This window comes from Micrococcus sp. TA1, assembly GCF_014199555.1.
Lineage (GTDB): Bacteria > Actinomycetota > Actinomycetes > Actinomycetales > Micrococcaceae > Citricoccus.
In genome coordinates this window covers 481,956-502,374 of record NZ_JACHNW010000001.1, presented here as the reverse complement: position 1 = coordinate 502,374, position 20,419 = coordinate 481,956, and the positions used below count along the sequence as shown (strand labels likewise).

Below are 20,419 nucleotides of genomic sequence, written 5' to 3'. Positions count from 1 at the left end.
CCACGGGCCCCCTGTGCCGGCCCGGTTCGCCCCCCGGCTCACCGACGGCGGCCGCGGAGGAAGTACAGAACGGGGCCGACGAAGTTCACGGCGATGACCGCGGCCCAGACCGCCTTGCGACCGTTGACCTGGCCGGCCGGCCGGCGGGCCAGGTCCACCCAGGCCGTGACGGCCAGGGACACCTGGACCGAGGCCAGGGTCAGGATCCCGGCCTGCTCACGCGGGCTGAGGTCACGCCACCTCCGGTGCGGGCGCATCACGGCACCCGGGGATCCGGCCCCGTGGAGGACGCCTGCGGTCCAGCCGGTCCGCCGGGCGGACGGGCTCCGGGGGCGGCCTCTGGCGGCACCGCCGGAACCGGTTCCACCGGGCCCTGGTCGAGCCGGAACGGCGGGTACTCGTCCCGCAGCAGCAGGACGTACGCCGAGACCCGGTACGTCCAGCGGTTCAGGCCCACGACGAAGTCGAAGAGCCCGGTGCTGTACCTGCCGGTGAACAGCAGGGCGACGGCCGCAACGAGGATGAGCAGTCCCAGCAGCGAGAAACCCCAGCCGAGGCCCGAACCGCCCGCGTAGTAACCCCAGCCGATGCCCGAGCCACCCGTGAAGATGCCGACGATGAGCAGGTGGGGGATGGCCAGCAGCCACCACTTCACCAGCACCAGTCCGCGCGACAGGCGATCCGGGTAGGCCACGTCCAACCCGGCCGGATAGTCGGCGCGGGCCAGGGTGAACGGCGGATACCGGTCCGTGCCCAGGGCCGAGTATCCGTAGAACCCCACCCGCCACGACCAGCGCAGCACCCCCACCGTGAAGGCGAACCAGCCCCGCGGATACCGGCCGGTGACGAGGATGGCGATGCCGGCCGCGACCGTGGTCACGAACAGGGCGAACCACAGCAGGGCGAGCACGATGTAGTGCGGGATCGCCAGCAGCCACTTGACCAGCCACAACCAACGGGACACCGGCGGGTCCAGTCGGCCGGTGAAGCGCACAGGGGATGCGCCCCTCGGCAGACGCCCGGACCCGGGGACCGACGCCGGAGCCGCACCGGGCCCCTGCCGGCGGCGATCCCTCCCGACGCGCGCGGCGGGCTCGATGTCCCGGCCCAGGCCCGTTGTCCCGAGGAGCAGCAGCGGAATGCCGATGACAGTGCTGATCAGGCCGGCCCACAGCAGTCCGTTGCCGACCGGGCCGATCAGCTCAGAGCGTGCCCCGGCCTGCAGGTCCACCCAGACCGGCCGGTCGGCGTTCGCGTTCATCACCACGAGGGTCCACCGCCCCGGCTGCGGGGCGAACGTGATCTCCTGCGGCCCGGCGCCCGATGCGGAGACGGCCCAGAAGTCTTCCCCGGCCGGCGGACCCGGCCGGCGATCACCGGGCGTGACCGGCACGTCGTCGCGCATCCTGTCCGAGTCCCAGTCCCGGTCCCAGTCGTCGGAATACGCGTCCGGGATGCTGCGGGGCCAGGCCCGGGGCGCGTCCCAGTCGGTGGCGAGCAGGAGCGAGCGCGGGACATCGGCCAGGTACTCCCGGACATCAGTCTCCTCAGCGATGCCGACGAAGACCTCGTCCTGCGGGACCACGGGGCTCGCCCGCAGTTGCACGCTGCCCAGGTCCGAGAGGTCCACGGTTCCGGACGTGACGGGCTCACCGGCGTCGATCACCACGGCGGGGCTGACCAGGGCGTAGCCGGTGCTGCGGTACCTCTCGGTGTCCCCCAGCAGGTAGCGGCCGTCCTGCTGGGCCGCGTCGGCCCGGAGCAGGACGGCACCGCCGGAGAGCAGGCCCAGGCCCAGCACGCCCAGGAGCACACCGAGGACGAGCAGCACCCAGTGGCCCGGTCTCATCCGGGTGGACGGCGAGGGGTCCGGGACGGCGGACGCGGTCGGCGGGGTGGGATAGGCGGTCATCACGATTACCTCGAGACGGACTGGGCCGGATGGCCCGGACTCTAGTGGCTGTCCCGTGCCCAGATCCAGAGCCGCCCGCCGCCCCCGGGGCGCCGCGCCGGACCGTCCCGCCGGCTACAGGTGGACGTGCAGCCGCCGGGCGGCCTCCGAGATCGAGCCGGACACCGAGGGGTACACGGTGTAGGTGTTGGCCAGGTCGTCCACGTGGAGCTTGTGGGTGACCGCCAGGGCCAGGGCATAGATCAGCTCGGAGGCCCGGGGGGCCACCACCACGCCGCCGATCACGGTGCCGGAGCCCTTGCGGGCGAAGATCTTGACGAAACCGTGGGTGACGTTCTGCATCTTCGCCCGGGGGTTGGTGGCCAGGTCGAGCTTGATGGTGTCCGCCTGGTACTTGCCGGAGGCGATCTGGGCCTCCGTGACCCCCACGGTGGCGATCTCGGGCGAGGTGAAGATGTTCGAGGAGACCAGGTGGGGCTGGAACGGCTTGACGGCATCCCCCATCAGGTGGGCCACGGCCACCCGCCCCTGCATGGCCGCCACGGAGGCCAGGGCGAACACCCCGGTGCAGTCGCCGGCGGCGTAGATCGTGGGCACCGAGGTGCGGGAGACGCCGTCGACCGCGACGTGCCCCGACTCGGTGAGCCGGACCCCGGCCTCCTCCAGCCCGATGCCGGCGGTGTTGGGCACCCCGCCCACGGCCAGCAGGCAGTGGCTTCCCTCCAGCACCCTGCCGCCGGTCAGGTGCACGCGCACACCGTCGGCGGTGCGCTCGACGGACTCCGCACGCGTCTTGCCGATCACCGTGACACCGTCCTCGACGAAGGCGTCCTCCAGCACCGCCGCGGCGTCCTGGTCCTCCCCCGGCAGCACCCGGTCACGGGACGAGACCAGGGAGACCCGGGCGCCCAGCAGGTTGTAGGCGGAGGCGAACTCGGCACCCGTCACCCCGGAACCCACCACGATCATGTGCTCGGGCACCTCGGTCAGGCTGTAGACCTGGGTCCAGTTGAAGATCCGCTCACCGTCCGGCCGGGCCGTCGGCAACTCCCGGGGATCCGCGCCGGTGGAGACGAGGATGGCGTCGGACTCGATCGTCTCGGTGCCCGCGGGCGTGGTGGCCTGGACCGTCGTCGGGCCCGCCACGCGTCCCTCACCGATGATCACCCGGACGCCCAGGCGCTCCAGCGCCCGGTGGATGTCCCGGGACTGCTGCAGCGCCAGGGCCAGCAGGCGCTGGTCCACGACCTTCATGTCCGCCTTCGGCACCGACTCGCCCAGGGTGACCCCGAGTCCGGAGGCGCGGCCGGCCCGGCGCATCGAGTCCGCCGTGGCGATGAGGGTCTTGGAGGGGACCACGTCGGTCAGCACCGCCGAGCCACCCATGCCCTTGCGTTCGACGACGGTCACCTTCGCTCCGAGCTTGGCGGCCACCATGGCGGCCTCGTAGCCGCCCGGCCCGCCGCCGATGATCGTCAGGGATGGATGGGGGATGATCTGGGTGCTGGTCACGGTCCCCATTCTGTCCAACCGCGGGGGATTGTGGAAACCACCCGGTCGGCCACCGCGGCCCGGCCGGGATGGCCCCGGTGACCGCCGCGTAGGATATGCGTCGTGACGGACCCTTCCACGAACCTCCTGCCCACCGACTCCTCCCCCCTGGTCGGCGACCACCCCGGTTTCGACGAGGCCCGCCGGGCGGCGGTCGCCCTCGCGCACGCCACCGAGGCCGAGGTGACGGGCCCGGGCAGCCACCGGATCGCCGTCGTGCTCGGGTCCGGCTGGGGCGGCGCCGCCGAGCTGATCGGCGAGACCACCCACACCGTGCCCACCGCCGACCTGCCCGGCTTCGCCGCGCCCAGCGTCCCCGGCCACAACCCCACGGTGCGCTCCGTGCGGCTCACGGACGGCCGGCGGGCACTCGTGTTCGGCTCGAGGACGCACTACTACGAGCACCGCGACGCCGGCGCCGTGGCGCACACGGTCCGCACGGCCGCCGCTGCCGGCGTGGAGACGGTGGTGCTCACCAACGGCTGCGGTTCACTGGTCCCCGAGTGGGGTCCGGGCACGCCGGTGCTGGTGGCCGACCACATCAACCTCACGGGGGCCACCCCGCTGGCCGGTGCCAACTTCGTGGACCTGACGGACCTGTACTCCCCGCGGATCCGGGACATCGCCCGGTCGGTGGACCCGGGCCTGCCCGAGGGCGTCTACGTGCAGTTCGCCGGGCCCCAGTACGAGACGCCCGCCGAGGTCCGTTACGCCAAGGCGATCGGCGGCGACCTGGTCGGGATGTCCACCGCACTGGACGCGATCGCCGCCCGGCACGCCGGGCTGGAGGTCTTCGGCATCTCGCTGGTGACCAATGCCGCGGCCGGCTTCAGCGGCGAGCCGCTCAGCCACGACGAGGTGGTCCAGGCCGGCCGCGACGCCGGTCCCCGGATCTCCGCCCTGCTGGCCGGGATCATCGAACGCATCTGAGAACGCGGAAGGGCAGGACATGACTGACACCCCGGGGCCGGATCCGGAATTGCTCGCCGTCGCGGAGGACTGGGCCCGCCAGGATCCCGACGACCGCGACCGCGCGCTCCTGGAGGCCGAGATCGTCGCCGCGCGGGCCGGGGACCCGCTGGCGACCGCCTCCCTGACCAGCCGGTTCGCCGGCCCGCTGGCCTTCGGCACCGCCGGGCTGCGCGCCGAGGAGGGCCCCGGCCCGGCGCGGATGAACCGTGCCGTCGTGCGGCGCACCGCGGCCGGCCTGGCGCGCTACCTGCTGGCCCGGCTCGGTGACGCCCGGGGCGACGGGGCGGACGCCGCCCGCCCGCCGCGCGTCGTCGTCGGTTACGACGCCCGCCGCGGCTCGGAGCGATTCGCCCTGGACTCGGTGGCCGTCTTCGCCGCCGCCGGCCTGGAGGCGGTCCTGATGCCGCGGCCCCTGCCCACCCCGGTGCTCGCCTTCGCCGTGCGGCACCTGGACGCCGACGCCGGCGTCATGGTCACCGCCAGCCACAACCCGCCGGCCGACAACGGCTACAAGGTCTACCTCGGCGGGCGGATGACGGACGAGGCCGGGCGCGGGGCACAGATCACCACCCCGTCCGACGCGGAGATCGCCGGCCACATCGACCACGCCGCCCGCCTCGAGTCCATCCCGCTGGCCCCCGACGGCTGGACCGTGCTGGACGAGGGCATCGTGGGCGCCTACCGGCTCGCGGCCCGCGTGGTCCTGGCCACCCCGGACCACTCCGTCACCGTCCCCGCACGGCACCTGGACGTCGTGTACACCCCCCTGCACGGCGTGGGCGGGGCGGTGCTGCCCGACCTGTTCGAGGACGCCGGCTTCGCCCGGCCGTACGTGGTGCCCGAGCAGGCCGAGCCGGATCCCGCGTTCCCCACGGTCGCCTTCCCCAACCCCGAGGAACCCGGCGCCATGGACCTCGCGCTCGCCGCGGCGGCCGAACGCGGCGCCGACCTGGTGATCGCCAACGACCCCGACGCCGACCGGCTGGCCCTGGCCGTCCCGGTGCCGCAGCGCCCGGACCGGGCGGGCACGGGCGGGCCGGGCTGGCGCATGCTCACCGGTGACGAGGTGGGCGTGCTGCTCGGCCACCAGCTGATCGACCGGCTCCGTCCGACCGGGGCCGTGATGGCCAGCTCGGTGGTGTCCTCCCGGCTGCTGTCCCGGCTCGCCGCGGAGCTCGGCGTGACCCACGAGACCACGCTGACCGGGTTCAAGTGGATCGGCCGGGTCCCCGGGCTGGGCTACGGCTACGAGGAGGCCCTGGGGTACTGCGTGGCCCCGGACCTGGTGCGGGACAAGGACGGGATGACCGCGGCCCTCGTGGCCGCCGAGATGGCCGCCTCGCTCGCGGCCGAGGGCCGGACCCTGCTGGACGTCCTGGACGCGATCGCCCTGCAGTTCGGCGTGACCGTGACCGGCCAGCTCTCCCTCCGGGTGGCGGACACGGCCCTGCTGGAGGCGATGATGACCCGGTTGCGGGTCACGCCGCCGACCAGCCTCGCCGGCCATGACGTCACCGCGGCGGTGGACCTGTCCCAGGGCTACCGCGGCCTGCCGGCGACCGATGCCCTGATGTACACCACCGCGGACGACTCCCGGGTGGTCGTGCGCCCCTCCGGGACCGAGCCCAAGCTCAAGTGCTACCTCGAGGTCGTCCGCCCGGTCGACTCCGCGGCCGACCTGCCCACGGTCCGCGCCGAGGCCGGCGCCGCCCTGGAGCAGCTGGAGCGGTCCGTGGCCGAGGCCCTGGGCCAGTAGGCTGGAACCCATGGATCTCGCCCAGTACATCGACCACACCCTGCTCAAGCCCCAGGCCTCCCGCCAGGACATCCTGGACCTGTGCGCCGAGGCCGCCGCGGCGAAGGTGAAGAGCGTCTGCGTGAACCCCGTGTGGGTGTCCACGGTGCACGAGGCCCTGGCCGGCAGCGGCGTGCTCACCTGCGCCGTGGCGGGATTCCCGCTGGGCGCCACCACCACCGCCGTCAAGGTGTCCGAGGCCGCCGGTGCCGTGGCCGACGGTGCCGATGAGGTGGACATGGTCATCGACATCGCCGCCGCCCTGGCCGGGGACAACGCCGCGCTGGTGGCGGACATCGGCGCCGTGGCCGAGGCGGTGCACGCAGGCGGGGCGATCCTGAAGGTCATCATCGAGACCTGCCTGCTGGACGACGCCGCCAAGGAACTGGCCTGCCGGGCGGCCGTCGAGGCCGGTGCCGACTTCGTCAAGACCTCCACGGGCTTCTCCACCGGGGGCGCCACCGTCGAGGACGTCGCCCTGATGCGCCGCGTGGTGGGGCCCGAGGTGGGGGTCAAGGCCTCCGGCGGCGTCCGCACCCGTCAGGACGCCCTGAACATGATCGACGCCGGCGCCACGAGGATCGGCGCCAGCTCCGCCCTTGCTATCCTGAAGACGAGCTGACGCACGGGCCCATCCCGCGTCGGCAATCGCTCGCACCAGTACTGAGGAGACATCGTGATCGTCAACGGCAAGCCCAAGAGCTACTCCGGTCAGGGCAACTTCTGGGGCAACATCCTGGTGACGGCCGTCTGCTTCGTCCTGTTCGTCGGCTCCCTCTACGCCATGGGCTGGTGGGACTTCGAGAACGCCTGGATCCCCGGCATCGCCGCCCTGGTCCTGGCCACGCTCGCCTTCATCATCCCCCAGGGGGTCATCGGCCGCGGTGACACCGTGGACCACGAGGCCATCCACGCCGAGGCCACGGTCGCACGCCGCGGCCACTGAGCCCGGCGTCCCGGACACCGGGACCGGAGGGTCCTATCCCCCACCCAGACACCTCGGCCTCGCCGGCCACCAGACGTCCACGCCGGAACACCGGCGTGGACGTTCTGCGTATCGTCTCCATCGCCGCCGTCGTCCTCGGCCACGCCTACGGGCCGCGGCTGCCCGGCAGCGAGTACCTGGAGATCTGGCGGATGCCGCTGTTCTTCTTCCTGACCGGTTACTTCTGGACCCTGGGCCGGCCGTTCGCCCACGAACTGCGCGCCCGCTGGAAGACCCTGGCGATCCCCTACCTGGTCTGGGCCGTGATCATGAGCGTGCCGGCCTGGCTGTGGACCCGCGGTGCCCCGGCCGAGTTCTGGCCCCTGATGGCCACCGGCTGGTACGGGGGATCGGACCAGACCCCGCCGTGGTGGGCCTTCTGGTTCATCTCGGTGCTGTTCTTCGTGACGCTGCTGCGCCGCTGGCTCGAGTACTTCCCGCCGTGGGTGGCCTGGGCGGTCTCGGTGGGCGGCCTGCTGCTGTCCCTGATCCCGGACTCGTTCCTGGGCCGGACGCCGCTGGGGATGGGCCTGGCCCTGCCCTGCCTGTTCTTCGTCCTGGCCGGTGAGCTGTTCCGCTACCAGGTCCAGCCCCGGATCACCCGGTACCGCGCCGTGACGGGAACCTGCATCCTCCTGTTGGGCCTGCTGGCGGTGCGCCTGGGCGTGGAACCCCTGAACATCAAGTTCGCCGGGTTCGGGCAGTTCCTGCTGAGCCCCGTGGTCGGCACGGCCATGGCCGCCGGCCTGGTGCTCGTGTTCGGCACGGTGGTGGACCGGTTCGTCCGTGATGCGGCGCCGGCGGTCAACGCCCTCGTGCGCACCGGCACCGTGGTGGTGCTGTTCCACGGGTGGCTGTTGCAGACCCTCGTCGCCTCCGGCGTCCTGGACGACGCCGCCAAGTTCGTCCTGTGCCTGCTCATCAGCTGGTCCGTGGGCCTGCTGATCAACGCCACCCCGCTGTCCCCGTGGCTCTCCGGCGTCCCGGCCCCGGACTGGTGGACCCGCTGGCGGGCCCACCGCGAGTACCTGGCGGGCCGGCACCACTAGGCCGCCGACCGCACTGGGTCACCGGCGGACCCTGGTCGCCGGCAGTCCCGGGCGGCCGGCGGACCCGGGTCGCCGGCGGTCCCGGGTGACCGGCGGCCCTAGGCGGCCGGCTGGTCCGGCAGGAAGATCGCCTTGAGCACCTGGGCGGCCCAGTCCAGCAGGGGCAGGTCCACGAGGTCCTTGCCGCCCACCGGGGCGGTCCTGGGCCGCGGGATCATCACCGCGTTCAGCGCCGGCTTGACCGAGGCCCCCTTGTACATGCGCTTCAGCCGCATCTCCCGGGACTCGGGCAGGTCCGCCGGGCCGAACTTCACGTTCTGGCCCATCAGCATGACCTCGGTGACGCCGGCGGCCCGGGCGGCGTTGCGGAACCGCGCCACGGCCACCAGGTTCTGCGCGGCCCCGGGCAGCTCGCCGTAGCGGTCCTGCAGCTCCTCCACCACCGCGTCGACCGCGGCGTCGTCGTTGGCCTGGGCCAGGTTGCGGTAGGCCTCCAGCCGCAGCCGCTCCCCCGGCACGTAGTCGTGCGGCAGGTGGGCGTTGATCGGCAGCTCCACCTTGACCTCGGCGGGGGCGGTCTCCTCCCCGCCCTTGAAGTCGGCCACGGCCTCACCCACCATCCGCAGGTACAGGTCGAACCCGACCCCGGCGATGTGCCCGGACTGCTCGCCGCCGAGCAGGTTGCCGGCGCCGCGGATCTCCAGGTCCTTCATGGCCAGTTGCATGCCGGAGCCGAGCTCGTTGTGCGCGGCCACGGCCTTGAGCCGTTCCAGGGCGGTCTCCCCCAGCGGCTTCTCGGCGTCGTACAGGAAGTAGGCGTAGGCGCGGTCCCGACCACGGCCCACCCGCCCGCGCAGCTGGTGCAGCTGGGACAGGCCGTAGGCGTCGGCGCGGTCGATGATCAGCGTGTTGGCGTTGGCGATGTCCAGGCCGGTCTCGATGATCGTGGTGGAGACCAGCACGTCGAACTTCCGCTCCCAGAAGTCCACCATCACCTGCTCCAGCCGGTTCTCGCCCATCTTGCCGTGGGCCACCACCACGCGCGCCTCGGGGACCAGCTCGCGGATCCGCGCGGCCACCTTGTCGATGGACGAGACGCGGTTGTGCACCACGAACACCTGGCCCTCGCGCATCAGCTCGCGGCGGACCGCCGCGGTGACCTGCTGGTCCGTGTACGGGCCCACGTAGGTCAGCACCGGGTGCCGTTCCTCGGGGGCCGTGGCCAGGGTGGAGGTCTCCCGGATCCCCGTCAGGGACATCTCCAGGGTGCGCGGGATGGGGGTGGCGGACATGGCCAGCACGTCCACGTTGGTGCGCATCGTCTTCAGCGCCTCCTTGTGCTCCACCCCGAAGCGCTGTTCCTCGTCCACGATCACCAGTCCCAGGTCCTTGAACCGGATCTCCTTGGACAGCAGCCGGTGGGTGCCGATGACCACGTCCACCGACCCCTCGGCCATCCCGTCGAGGGTCTCCTTGGACTCCGCGGCGTTCTGGAACCGGGACAGCGCCCTGACCTTGACGGGGAAGCCGGCGAACCGTTCGGTGAAGGTCTCGTGGTGCTGGCGGGCGAGCAGCGTCGTCGGGACCAGCACCGCCACCTGCTTGCCGTCCTGGACGGCCTTGAAGGCCGCCCGGACCGCGACCTCGGTCTTGCCGAAGCCGACGTCACCGGAGATCAGCCGGTCCATGGGGACCGCGGCCTCCATGTCCTGCTTGACCTCGTTGATGGTGGTGAGCTGGTCCGGGGTCTCGATGAACGCGAAGGACTCCTCGAGCTCGCGCTGCCACGGGGTGTCCGCGGCGAAGGAGTGACCCCTCGAGGCCATCCGGGCCGAGTACAGGCGGATCAGTTCCCCGGCGATCTGCTTGGTCGCCTTCTTCGCCTTGGACTTGGTGGAGGCCCAGTCCGAACCGCCCATCTTGGACAGGCTCGGCGCCTCCCCGCCGACGTACCGGCTCACCTGGTCCAGCTGGTCCGTGGGCACGAAGAGCCGGTCCCCCGGCGCCCCGCGCTTGGACGGGGCGTACTCGAGCACGAGGTACTCGCGGTAGGACTCCCCGGTGGCCGAGCTGCCGGCGCCCCCGGCCGTCCCGGCACCGGCCACCTTGCGGCGCTGCAGTTCCACGAACCGGGCGATGCCGTGCTGGCTGTGCACCACGTAGTCGCCCTCGGTCAGGCTCAGCGGGTCCACCGCGTTGCGGCGCTTGCGGGCCAGGGTCTTGGTGGCCCCGCGCGGCCCGGAGACCCGGTTGCGCCCGAACAGGTCCTGCTCGGTCAGCAGGGCCACCTTCGCCTGCTGCATCGCGAAGCCGGAACCGGCGACGGCGGTGGTGATGGTCACCTGTCCGGGCTGCGGCTCGGCGGGCACGGTCTCCACCACGACGGCGGGCAGTCCGGACTCGCCGAGCAGCTCGGCCAGCCGCCGGGCCGGGCCGGGCCCGTCGGTGGCCACGACCGCCTGCCAGCCCTCGGCGCACCGCTGGCTGACGTGCTGGATCATGGCGTCCACGTCCCCGTGGAAGCCGCGCGGCTCGGTGAACGCGGTGCGCAACGCGGAGGCGTCGGGGAGCAGTTCGACGTCGGCCCCCAGCGCGGTGAGCTGCCACCAGCCCTGGAAGCGCCCCAGCGCGGTGGCGCGGGTCTCCGCGAGGGTGGCGAAGCCGCCCGCCCCCGCCTGGCCGGTGTCGGGACCGGATCCGGCGGCGCCGCCCAGCGCGGCGATGTCCACCGGGGCCGCACCGCCCTGGGAGGCGGAGGCCCAGGCCGCGGTGAGGAACTCCTCGTTGGTGTTGAGCAGGTCGTCGGCGCGGTGCCGGACCTTCTCCGGTTCCACCAGGACGGTCAACGAGTCCTCGGGGAGCAGCTCCAGGAACGGGACCATACCGTCCGCGAGCACCGGCGCCAGGGACTCCATGCCCTCTACCGCGATGCCCTCGGCGATCCGCTCGAGCATGTCCACGGCTCCGGGCAGGGACGGCTGGAGGTCCCGGGCACGGCGGCGGACGGAGTCGGTCAGCAACAGCTCGCGGCACGGCGGGGCGTACAGCGTGGTGGGGTGGCCGGAGCCGTCACCGGTGGCGTCCTGCAGGGAGCGCTGGTCCGCCACGGAGAAGTACCGCATCTGCTCCACGGTGTCCCCGAAGAACTCGATGCGCAGCGGGTGGGCCTCGGTGGGCGGGAAGACGTCCAGCAGCCCGCCGCGCACGGCGTACTCCCCGCGGCGCGAGACCATGTCCACCCGCGAGTAGGCGGCGTCGGCCAGGGCCTGGACCACCGCGTCGAAGTCGTGGTCCTCGCCCACGCGGATGCGCACCGGGGTCAGGTCGCCGAGCCCGGCCACGAGGGGCTGGAGCACCGAGCGGACCGGGGCGGTCACCACGACCAGGGGCGGCCGGCCGGCCTCACCGGGGTGGGTCAGGCGGCGCAGCACCGCCAGGCGGTTGCCCACGGTGTCCGAGCGCGGCGAGAGCCGTTCGTGCGGCAGGGTCTCCCAGGACGGGAAGTGGGCCACGGTCTCCGGGTCCATCCAGCCGGCCAGGTCCGCCGCGAGGTCCTCGGACTCCCGGGAGGTGGCGGTCACCAGCAGGACGACGCCGGGCCGGGCCAGGCCCCGCCCGGCGTCCTGTGGGACCCTTGACATCCCGTGGTGCGCGCCGGCGAGCATGGCCGCCAGGGGTGCCCGGGCGCCGTCGGGCAGGCTGATCTCCAGGTCCTCGGTGCGGTCGGCTCCGGTCCGGCCGGCGGAGACGACGGCGGCGGCGACGGACGGGTCCTGCAGCAGGGCGGGAAACAGCCCTGCCAGCGGGTGGGGTGTGGTCATTCATCCCAGCATAGTTGCTCCGATAGGCTCGACTCCGGCGTCCGCTGCCAGCGGAGGCCACGTAGCGTCGAACCCCCAGGAGGAGCCCCATGGCGTTCAAGGAGTCCACCACCATCGCCCACCCGCCGGCTGACGTGTTCACGGCCCTGGCCAGTGAGGAATTCAACCGCAAGGTCACCGAGGGGCTCGGTGGTCAGCTGGTCGCCTTCGAGCGCCAGGGTGAGCCGACCGGGCCGGTGTCCGTCACCATGCTCCGTTCCGTGCCCGTGCACCGGTTGCCCGAGACGGTGCAGAAGTTCGCCGGCAAGTTCCTCGGGGACAAGCTGAGCGTGGAGCAGCAGGAGAACTGGTCCGCCCCCGCGGCGGACGGCTCGCGGACCGGGCAGTTGCTGCTCAGTGTCACCGCGGTCAAGGTCACCGCGACCGCCGAGCAGCGGCTGGTGCCGACCGAGACCGGCACCGACGTGCAGGTGGACGGCTACGTGGAGTGCCGGATCCCGCTGGTCGGCGGCAAGCTGGCCGAGGCCGCCGAGCCGCGGGTCGGCAAGGTGCTGGCCCGGCAGTCGCGTGAGGTCACGGACTGGCTGGACCGCTAGGCCGCGCGGATCCGCGCCGTCGTCCTGAACGAGAGGACCCGTCACCCCGGGAGACCGGGGTGACGGGTCCTCTCGTTCAGGACGGAACGCTCCGTCCGGGAGGGCCGGGCGCCACGAGGGCGAGCCCGGCCCGCGTCAGGAGACGCCGTCGAACAGGCTGGTGACCGAGCCGTCCTCGAACACCTCGCGGATGGCGCGGGCGATCAGCGGGGCGATGGACAGCACGGTCAGGGTCTCGAACCGCTTCTCCTCCGGGATCGGCAGGGTGTTCGTCACGACCACCTCGCGGGCGCCGGACTCGGCCAGTCGCTGGGCGGCCGGATCGGAGAACACGGCGTGGGTGGCGGCGATGATGACGTCCTTGGCCCCGGCGTCCTCGAGCACCCGGACGGCCCCGGCGATCGTGCCGCCGGTGTCGATCATGTCGTCGATCAGCACGCAGGTGCGGCCCTCGACCTGGCCGACGACCTGCTTGGACACGGCCTGGTTCGGCACGGTCAGGTCACGGGACTTGTGGACGAAGGCCAGCGGGGCACCGCCCAGGCGCTCGGCCCACTGCTCGGCCACGCGCACGCGACCGGTGTCCGGGGAGACCACGGTGAGCTCGTCGCCACCGGTCCGGGAACGGATGTAGTCGCTCAACAGCGGGATGGCGAACAGGTGGTCCACGGGGCCGTCGAAGAAGCCCTGGATCTGGGCGGTGTGCAGGTCCACGCTCATGATGCGGTCCGCGCCGGCGGTCCGGTACAGGTCGGCGACGAGGCGCGCGGAGATCGGCTCGCGGCCGCGGCCCTTCTTGTCCTGGCGGGCGTAGGGGTAGAACGGCGAGATGACGGTGATCCGCTTGGCCGAGGCCCGCTTGAACGAGTCCAGCATGAGCAGCTGTTCCATCAGGTGGTTGTTCAGCGGCGCCGGGTGCGACTGCATCACGAAGATGTCCTTGCCGCGCACGGACTCCGCCGAGCGGACGTAGATCTCCCCGTTGGCGAAGTCGTAGGCGCTCATCGGCAGCAGCTCGGTGCCCAGTTCCTGGGCCACCTGCTCCGCCAGCTCGGGATGGGCGCGGCCGGCGGCCAGGACCAGCTTCTTCTCGCTGTGCTGGGTGATCTCATTCATGGGGATGTACTTCCTGGTTCTTGTCGGGGGTGCCGGCCGGCGGGGAGGGGAGGGGAGTCTCGGGGCGGGCTCAGGAGCCGTCGCCGGGGGCGTCCTGCGCGGACCGGGCGCGAGCGGCGGCCTCGGCCGCGGGGGAACCGGGGCGGCGCTCCTCGGTCCAGCCCTCGGCGTTGCGCTGCGGGGCCACGGTGAGGGCCAGCGCACCGGCCGGGACGTCCTTGCGCACCACGGCGCCGGCGCCGGTGTAGGCACCGTCCCCCACGGTCACGGGGGCGATGAACACCGTGTTGGAGCTGGTGCGCACGTGGTCGCCGATCACGGTCCGGTGCTTGGCGACGCCGTCGTAGTTCGCGGTGATGTTGCCGCAGCCGATGTTCGTGTACTCGCCGATCTCGGCGTCCCCGGCGTAACCGAGGTGCGAGAGCTTGGACCCGCGGCCGATGACCGCGTTCTTCGTCTCGTAGAACGCCCCGATCTTGCCCTGCTCCCCCAGCACCGTGCCCGGCCGGATGTAGGTGAACGGCCCGACGACGGCCCCGGCGCCGATGACGGCCCCGGTCGCCTGGGTGCGGGTCACGGTCGCACCGGCGCCCACCGTGGTGTCCACCAGCGTGGTGTCCGGACCGACGACGGCGTCCTCGGCGATGTGCGTGGTGCCCTGCAGGTGGGTGTTCGGCAGGACGGTGGTGTCCGGCTCGAGGGTGACGGTGGAGTCGATCCAGGTGGTCTCGGGGTCCTGCACGGAGGTGCCCGCCCGCATGTGGGCCTCCACGGTGCGCCGGTTCATCTCCGCTCCGAGCGCGGAGAGCTGGACGCGGTCGTTCGCGCCCTCGACCTGCCACTGGTCCTCGGTGGTGACCGCGGCGACCCGGCCGCCGGCCTCGCGGGCCAGCGAGAGCACGTCCGTCAGGTACATCTCGCCCTGGGCGTTGTCCGTGGTGACCCGGGACAGGGCGTCCACCAGGAGGGCGCCGTCGAAGGCGTAGATGCCGGAGTTGACCTCGTTGACCTGCCGCTGGGTGTCGGTGGCGTCCTTGTGCTCCACGATGCCGGCCACGGAGCCGTCCGCCTCGCGGAGGATCCGGCCGTATCCGGTGGGGTCGGCGAGCAGAGCGGTCAGCACGGTCACGGCGTTGCCCTCCGACTGGTGGGCGGTGACCAGTTCGTCCAGCAGGGCGGTGGTCAGCAGCGGGACGTCCCCGTAGGTCACCACGACCGTGCCCTGGACCGGGTGCCCGGCGGCCTGGAGTGACTCCAGTCCACACTGCACGGCGCGGCCGGTGCCCGGGACCTCGTCCTGGTCGGCGATCGTGAGGGTGGCCGCCTCGAGGCCCGGGAGTTCGTCGGCGAGGGCGGTGATGTGCCCGGCCACGAGGTCGCGCTGGTGCCTGACGACGGCGACGAGCCGCTGGGGGGCCAGGCCGGCCGCGGCGGCGAGCGCGTGGCCGATCATGGAGCGGCCGCCGATGCGGTGCAGGATCTTGGGGGTCTTGGACTTCATCCGGGTACCGGCGCCTGCTGCCAGGACGATGACGGCTGACGGCGCGGCGCTGGCCACGGAGGACTCGGTCAAGGATCTACGCTCCTGCATCGATGCTTCACGGCGGGACTGCCGCAGGCCAGTCTAGACCGCCCGCTCCACGTGATCGCCACTCGGGACCACGTGGACGGCGTGACGTGTACCGGGCGGGGGTACTCGACCGCCTCGGGGTCCGGCCCGTGGGATGCGGGTTGCCCTTGCCGACCGGGCGGGGCGTTCCTACGGTGAAGCCAGTGCGACCGTTGACCGGCAACGCGTCGCGGAGGACGCCTGGGGGGGCACAGATGCCGACGATGAACGCCGAGTCAGCACGAGTGGGTGAACCCACGGCAGCGCCCTTCGGCCGGGCACGCTGCCGGCAATGGGCCGGCTGGCTCCTGCTGGCCTACCTGCTGGGGGTGTGTGCCCTGGTGCTCTCCGTCCGCCTGACCTCCCCGGGCCTGCCAGAGTTCACCGACTCCCTCGTGGCGTGGTCCGCCGAGACGGGGATCCTGGCCGGGCTGCCCTTCGACCGGATCGGGGCCGTGGCGAACGTGGTGGTCTTCGTGCCCATCGGTTTCCTGCTGACCTGCCTGTGGGGGCGGTGCGGGAGCCGGGGCGAGGGCACCGGGACCGCGCCGCGCACCGGCGTGCCGGACTGGGGGGTCCTCCTGCTGGCCACGGCGTGGTCCGCCGGGGTCGAGCTGACCCAGTTGTACCTGCTCACCGGGACCAGCGGGACCGTGCGGGACCTGGTCTGCAACTCCGCGGGCGCCCTGGCCGGCGTGGTCCTCTACCGCGGCGTCCAGGCGGCCCGCCAGCGGGGCCGGACGGACATTCCCTCCTGAGCGGCCGCCGTCGTGTCCCCGGGCCGCGTGGCGGGGACACCGCGCCCGGCGGTTCATACCGCAGGCCGCCCTGCCAGCAGCCGGTGGGTCAGGAACGATCCCAGTTCGGCGGCCGACCGCGCCAGCGAACCGGTGCGCTCGGCGAGTCCGTGCCGACGGCCCAGCGCATTGCCGTAGATGTTCTCCAGGAGCAGGGCCGCGCGGCGGAGACTGTGGTGCTCCTCGACCACCGCGCGTGACCACTCCCCCCTGCGGCGGCGCTCGGCGGCGTCCGCGGCCAGTTCCATCAGGTGGGGCAGCAGTCCGTACTCCCCGCCGTCGCCGACGCCGTAGTAACCCTGCCAGTCGAACGACGTCATCGTCCGCCGGGTGACCGGCTCGCAGAATCCGTCCGCACCCAGCACGATCGCCGGTTTGGCGTAGGCCATGCCCCGCAGGACCGAACCGCCCATGCCCAGCACCACGTCCGCGGCCGCATAGGCCGGGGAGGGGTCCGGGAGGCTGCCCGTGACGAGCACCACGCGGCGCCCGTGGCGGGTGTTGACCCGGCGGGCGGCCGCGCGGATGCGCACGAGCTCGGGTCCACCGCCGCCGATCAGCAGGACGGCGGGCTCGCGTTCGGCCAGGCGGTCGACGTGGGCGATGGCCGCGATGACGCCCGCGGCCTGGTCGAGATCGGTGGTCATCTGTCCGACCAGGGAGATCACCAGGTCCTCCGGCGAGAGCCCCAGGGACCTGCGGGCGGGCCGGGGGTCGGTGGGCGCGCAGGCGACCGTGTCCACCGGTGGCGCCATCAGGTGCCGGCGGGTGTGGGCCCCGGTGTCCGCCCACAGCCTCCGCGAGCCCACGATCAGGTCCAGGTGCCGGGGCAGGAACCGCGGGACGTCCCCGCACGGCACCGTCATCACCTGCGGGATCCCGATGAGACCGTGGGCACCGAAGGAGACCCCGATGGAGGGACCCCACTCGTAGGTGTGCACGACGTCGGCCCGCCACGAGCGGGCCAGCCGGAGCAGGCCGGCCGCCCAGCCCACCGAGAGACGTGCCGAGGAGCCCGCCAGGGTCAGGTCCAGGCCCAGGGCGTGGACCCGGTCCATCAGCGGGCCGGGCGAGGCGTAGAGCATGACGTGATGACCGCGGTCCCGGATGGCGGCGGCCAGGTCCAGGGCGTTGAGCTGGCTGCCGCCTGCCTCCATGTCGTGCAGGCAGACGATGATCCTCATCGGGGTGGCACCCCCGGGGTCCCCTCGCCGCGGCGGTTCCGCGGCGCCTGGGAGGCGGACTGCAGGCTCGCGGTCACCCGGCGGTGTTCCTCGGCCGTCATCGTGTGGAAGACCGGCAGGACCAGGGTGTGGTCGGTCAGCCGCTCGGTCACGGGCAGCGGCCGCACCCGCCCGGAGTGTCCCGCGTACGCGTCCTGCCGGTGGACGGCCATGACGCCCCGCCGGGCCGAGATCCCGTCCGCGACCAGCCAGGCGAGCAGTTCGTCCCGGTCCAGGGGGAATCCGGGCAGGACCTCGATCCAGAACGACTGGAAGTTGCCCCGTCCGTAGTCCGGGTCCGCCGCGTACCGCACCCCGGGCACCGTGGCCAGCACGTCCTGGTACTCATGGGCCAGGGCCCTGCGGCGCCGGACCATCTCCGGCACCTTGCCCAGCTGGACCAGCCCCAGGGCGGCCTGCAGGTCCGTCATGCGGTAGTCGAAGCCGATCTCCGGGTAGTGCTCCGGCGCCGAGGGCACGGACTCATGGCGCTCGGCCGCGCTGACGTCCAGGGAGTGCTCGCGCAGCCGCCGGGCGCGGGCCGCCCACTCCGGGTTGTCCGTCGTGAGCATGCCTCCCTCACCGGTGGTGAGCACCGCGTCCTGGTGGAAGGACCAGGCCGTGATGTCGGCGCCCGTCCCGACCGGACGGTCCCGGTAGGTGCAGCCGACCGCGCCGTCGGCGTCCTCGATCAGGGCCAGCGAGTGGCGGTCGCACAGGTCCCGGATGGGGTCCAGGTCCAGCGGCATCCCGCCCTGGTCGACCGCGATCACCGCCGTGGTCCGGGGCGTGATGACCGCGTCCAGCGTCTCCGCCGTGGCGATGCCGGTGATCAGGTCCACGTCCGCGAACACCGGCCTCGCTCCCGCATAGGTCACCGCGTTGGCGACGGCCAGGAAGGACAGGGACGGGACGATGACGTCATCACCGGGCTGGATCCCGGCCACGACGAGCGCCAGGTGCAGGGCCGAGGTGCCCGAGGAGGTCGCGACGGCGTGGGAGACGCCCTGGGCCTGGGCGAAGGCGCGTTCGAACTCGGCGGTGCGTGGACCCTGGGCGACCCAGCCCGACTCGATGACCTGGCGGACCGCCTCCGCCTCCTCCGGCCCGAGCCAGGGACGCATCAGGCTGATCCTGCTCATCAGGTCCCACCCCGTCCGGTCCGCTCGCCCGCGTCCGGTGCCGTCCCGCCGGCGCCGGACGCCCCGTGGGCCGGTGCCCACGGATCGGGGATCGCGGTCGTGGCCCCACCCCGCGCGAGGCTGGTCGAGGTCGACTCCAGCACGGACAGCACGCGCAGGGCCGACCGGCCGTCGGTCAGGGCCGGCCGGTGACCACGGATCGCGTCCGCGAAGTTCGAGACCATCAGGGCGAGCGGCGTGGACTCGCTCAGGGGAGGCGACCAGGGGTCCTGCAGCCGGGACGGGATCGCCGCGCCCGGGCCGGTCCCGGCATCGGCCAGGCCCATGTGCCGGCGGTCCGGGACGGCATCCCGGTCGTAGATGCTCAGCCGCTGCTGGGGGTTCAGGTCGTCCCAGATCAGTGTCTTCCGGCTGCCCCCGATCACCATCTGCTGGACCTTCGTCGGGGACAGCCAGTTGACGTGGACGTGGGCCAGGGCACCATTGGACAACGGCAGGTTCAGGTACCCCACGCAGGCCTTGCCCGAGCGCAACGGGTCCGCGCCCTGGGCCGAGACGACCTGCGGTTCCAGGCCTCCGGGGAGGACGAAGTCCAGGACGGACAGGTCGTGCGCCGCCTGGTCCCAGAACACGTCCGCGTCCGACCGGACGAAGTCGTGGTTGATCCTGACGGAGTCCACGTAGCGGATCTCCCCCAGCTCACCGCCGGCGATGAGCTCACGGATCTTGAGCACGGCCGGGGTGTAGCAGTACGCGTGGTTCACCATCAGCACGCTGCCGCGGGACTCCGCGGCGGCCACCATCTCGACGGCGGCCCCGGTCGTGTCCGCCAGGGGTTTCTCCAGCAGCACGTGCTTGCCGGCGGCGAGCGCCTGCAGGGTGATCCCGTGGTGTGTCTGGGCCGGTGTCGCGATCACGACCGCGTCGACGTCGTGTCCGGCGAGCAGTTCGGTCACGGAGCTGGTCACGGCAGGGTTCCCGGCCTCCCGGGCCAGGCCTTCGGCCCGGGACCGGTCCTCGTCACAGACGGCGACGACCTCCCAGTCCGTGCTCTGGGCGAAGCCCCGGGCCAGGCCCGGGGTGCCGCTGTCGGCACCGATCACGGCCACGCGCAGCGTGGGACGGAGGGTGTTCTCGGAGGGGAGGCCCATCAGTACACCCCCGGCCCGGGTCCGTGGAGGCCCTGATCGTCCCCCGTCAACGGCCCGGCCACGACGACGGCGTCGGCGCCGAGGTCCTTGACGGCGGTATCGACCTCGTCGATCCCCACGTAGCACAGGGCGCGGTGGGCCTCACCCCAGTCCTGGGTGGCGTCCCCCGAGGCGACCTCGCCGTCCAGCACCACGCCCACGATCGTGTAGGCGGCGGGCCGCCGCCCGGCCCGGTGCAGGACCTGGCGCACGTCGGCCGGGGCGCCGACGACCACGACGGAGAGGGCACGGCCCTCCAGCCGGCTCCGGCGCACCACGGCCCGCCAGGGCCGCCGGGCAGGCAGCCACCGGGCCGGCCCGCCGGGGGCGGTGATCCGCAGGAGCGTCGTCAGGACCGTCACGAGAGCGCGGTCCAGGAGGCCACCCCGGCACGGGGTGACCGGGACGGCGTGCTGCGTGCGCTGACCGCTCGACAGGGCGGTGCCGGATGTCTGCACCATGGTCACGACTCATCCCGGGGCCCGCGCGGGGCATCGGCTGGAAAAGGCATTTGGACTCCCACAGGGGTGAGGGGCCGGCCTGCCCATGAGCGTGAAGCACGACCGGCCCGGGGAGGCCGCCGGGGGTGACGGCCTCTCGCTTCCCCTCGAGCCTAGGATCGGCCCCCGCCCGCCACATCCGTGGGCCCGTACTCTAAATC

17 protein-coding genes are annotated in these 20,419 nt (G+C 72.9%); 7 read left to right on the top strand and 10 right to left on the bottom strand.

What is annotated here, in order from left to right; translation table 11 throughout:
* Positions 1 to 38: 38 nt before the first annotated feature.
* From GGQ69_RS02080 to GGQ69_RS02070, 3 genes are all read right to left on the bottom strand, one after another.
* Positions 39 to 257, bottom strand: coding sequence for a PLD nuclease N-terminal domain-containing protein (locus GGQ69_RS02080; protein WP_183528184.1), 219 nt, complete (start codon positions 255 to 257; stop codon positions 39 to 41).
* Complete coding sequence (locus GGQ69_RS02075; protein ID WP_255459393.1) at positions 257 to 1,912, bottom strand: DUF4389 domain-containing protein; 1,656 nt, start codon at positions 1,910 to 1,912, stop codon at positions 257 to 259. Before GGQ69_RS02075 ends, GGQ69_RS02080 begins: the two co-directional genes overlap by 1 nt.
* 114 nt (positions 1,913 to 2,026) lie before the next feature.
* Positions 2,027 to 3,433: an NAD(P)H-quinone dehydrogenase gene (locus tag GGQ69_RS02070; protein WP_183523983.1), complete on the bottom strand. Its 1,407-nt coding sequence runs from the start codon at positions 3,431 to 3,433 to the stop codon at positions 2,027 to 2,029.
* A gap of 93 nt (positions 3,434 to 3,526) precedes the next feature.
* Between GGQ69_RS02070 and GGQ69_RS02065 the strand changes: the two genes are divergently transcribed.
* The 5 genes from GGQ69_RS02065 (at position 3,527) to GGQ69_RS02045 (ending at position 8,264) form a co-directional block, all read left to right on the top strand.
* Entirely contained in the window at positions 3,527 to 4,393 is an 867-nt protein-coding gene (locus GGQ69_RS02065; RefSeq protein WP_183523981.1) for a purine-nucleoside phosphorylase, read from the top strand.
* A 19-nt stretch (positions 4,394 to 4,412) separates the two neighbouring features.
* Positions 4,413 to 6,191 (top strand): phospho-sugar mutase, encoded by a 1,779-nt coding sequence (locus GGQ69_RS02060; protein ID WP_183523978.1) that lies wholly within the window; start codon positions 4,413 to 4,415, stop codon positions 6,189 to 6,191.
* Between the two features lie 10 nt (positions 6,192 to 6,201).
* The gene (gene deoC, locus GGQ69_RS02055; RefSeq protein ID WP_183523975.1) at positions 6,202 to 6,852 is read left to right on the top strand and encodes a deoxyribose-phosphate aldolase; all 651 of its coding nucleotides are present in this window, start codon (positions 6,202 to 6,204) and stop codon (positions 6,850 to 6,852) included.
* 54 nt (positions 6,853 to 6,906) lie between these two features.
* The gene (locus GGQ69_RS02050; protein WP_183523972.1) at positions 6,907 to 7,176 is read left to right on the top strand and encodes a hypothetical protein; all 270 of its coding nucleotides are present in this window, start codon (positions 6,907 to 6,909) and stop codon (positions 7,174 to 7,176) included.
* A gap of 95 nt (positions 7,177 to 7,271) precedes the next feature.
* Positions 7,272 to 8,264 carry an acyltransferase family protein gene (locus GGQ69_RS02045; protein ID WP_183523969.1) on the top strand — a complete coding sequence of 331 codons (993 nt, stop codon included), beginning with the start codon at positions 7,272 to 7,274 and terminating at the stop codon, positions 8,262 to 8,264.
* A 98-nt stretch (positions 8,265 to 8,362) separates the two neighbouring features.
* On the opposite strand, the gene mfd is transcribed toward GGQ69_RS02045, so the two are convergent.
* Positions 8,363 to 12,085 carry a transcription-repair coupling factor gene (mfd, locus tag GGQ69_RS02040; RefSeq protein WP_183523966.1) on the bottom strand — a complete coding sequence of 1,241 codons (3,723 nt, stop codon included), beginning with the start codon at positions 12,083 to 12,085 and terminating at the stop codon, positions 8,363 to 8,365.
* An 89-nt stretch (positions 12,086 to 12,174) separates the two neighbouring features.
* On the opposite strand from mfd, the gene GGQ69_RS02035 reads away from it, so the two are divergent.
* A complete protein-coding gene (locus GGQ69_RS02035) occupies positions 12,175 to 12,681 on the top strand; it encodes a DUF2505 domain-containing protein (RefSeq protein ID WP_183523963.1) in 507 nt (168 codons plus the stop codon).
* A gap of 135 nt (positions 12,682 to 12,816) precedes the next feature.
* Here GGQ69_RS02035 and GGQ69_RS02030 read toward each other — a convergent pair whose 3' ends face one another.
* Both GGQ69_RS02030 and glmU read right to left on the bottom strand, forming a co-directional pair.
* Positions 12,817 to 13,797, bottom strand: coding sequence for a ribose-phosphate diphosphokinase (locus tag GGQ69_RS02030; RefSeq protein ID WP_183523960.1), 981 nt, complete (start codon positions 13,795 to 13,797; stop codon positions 12,817 to 12,819).
* Between the two features lie 70 nt (positions 13,798 to 13,867).
* On the bottom strand, positions 13,868 to 15,388 hold the full coding sequence (gene glmU, locus GGQ69_RS02025) for a bifunctional UDP-N-acetylglucosamine diphosphorylase/glucosamine-1-phosphate N-acetyltransferase GlmU (RefSeq protein ID WP_183523957.1): 1,521 nt from the start codon (positions 15,386 to 15,388) through the stop codon (positions 13,868 to 13,870).
* A 242-nt stretch (positions 15,389 to 15,630) separates the two neighbouring features.
* Between glmU and GGQ69_RS02020 the strand changes: the two genes are divergently transcribed.
* Positions 15,631 to 16,164 (top strand): VanZ family protein, encoded by a 534-nt coding sequence (locus GGQ69_RS02020; protein ID WP_183523953.1) that lies wholly within the window; start codon positions 15,631 to 15,633, stop codon positions 16,162 to 16,164.
* Between the two features lie 53 nt (positions 16,165 to 16,217).
* On the opposite strand, the gene GGQ69_RS02015 is transcribed toward GGQ69_RS02020, so the two are convergent.
* From GGQ69_RS02015 to GGQ69_RS02000, 4 genes are read right to left on the bottom strand one after another with little or no spacing between them, the layout of a single operon-like run.
* Positions 16,218 to 17,387, bottom strand: coding sequence for a glycosyltransferase (locus GGQ69_RS02015; RefSeq protein ID WP_183523951.1), 1,170 nt, complete (start codon positions 17,385 to 17,387; stop codon positions 16,218 to 16,220).
* Positions 17,384 to 18,568, bottom strand: a complete 1,185-nt coding sequence (locus GGQ69_RS02010; RefSeq protein WP_255459392.1) for a DegT/DnrJ/EryC1/StrS aminotransferase family protein — start codon at positions 18,566 to 18,568, stop codon at positions 17,384 to 17,386. Before GGQ69_RS02010 ends, GGQ69_RS02015 begins: the two co-directional genes overlap by 4 nt.
* Complete coding sequence (locus GGQ69_RS02005) at positions 18,568 to 19,719, bottom strand: Gfo/Idh/MocA family protein (RefSeq protein WP_183523948.1); 1,152 nt, start codon at positions 19,717 to 19,719, stop codon at positions 18,568 to 18,570. The genes GGQ69_RS02010 and GGQ69_RS02005 overlap by 1 nt, the downstream gene beginning before the upstream one ends.
* A complete protein-coding gene (locus tag GGQ69_RS02000; protein WP_183523945.1) occupies positions 19,719 to 20,219 on the bottom strand; it encodes a nucleoside-diphosphate sugar epimerase/dehydratase in 501 nt (166 codons plus the stop codon). The genes GGQ69_RS02005 and GGQ69_RS02000 overlap by 1 nt, the downstream gene beginning before the upstream one ends.
* Positions 20,220 to 20,419: the final 200 nt, after the last annotated feature.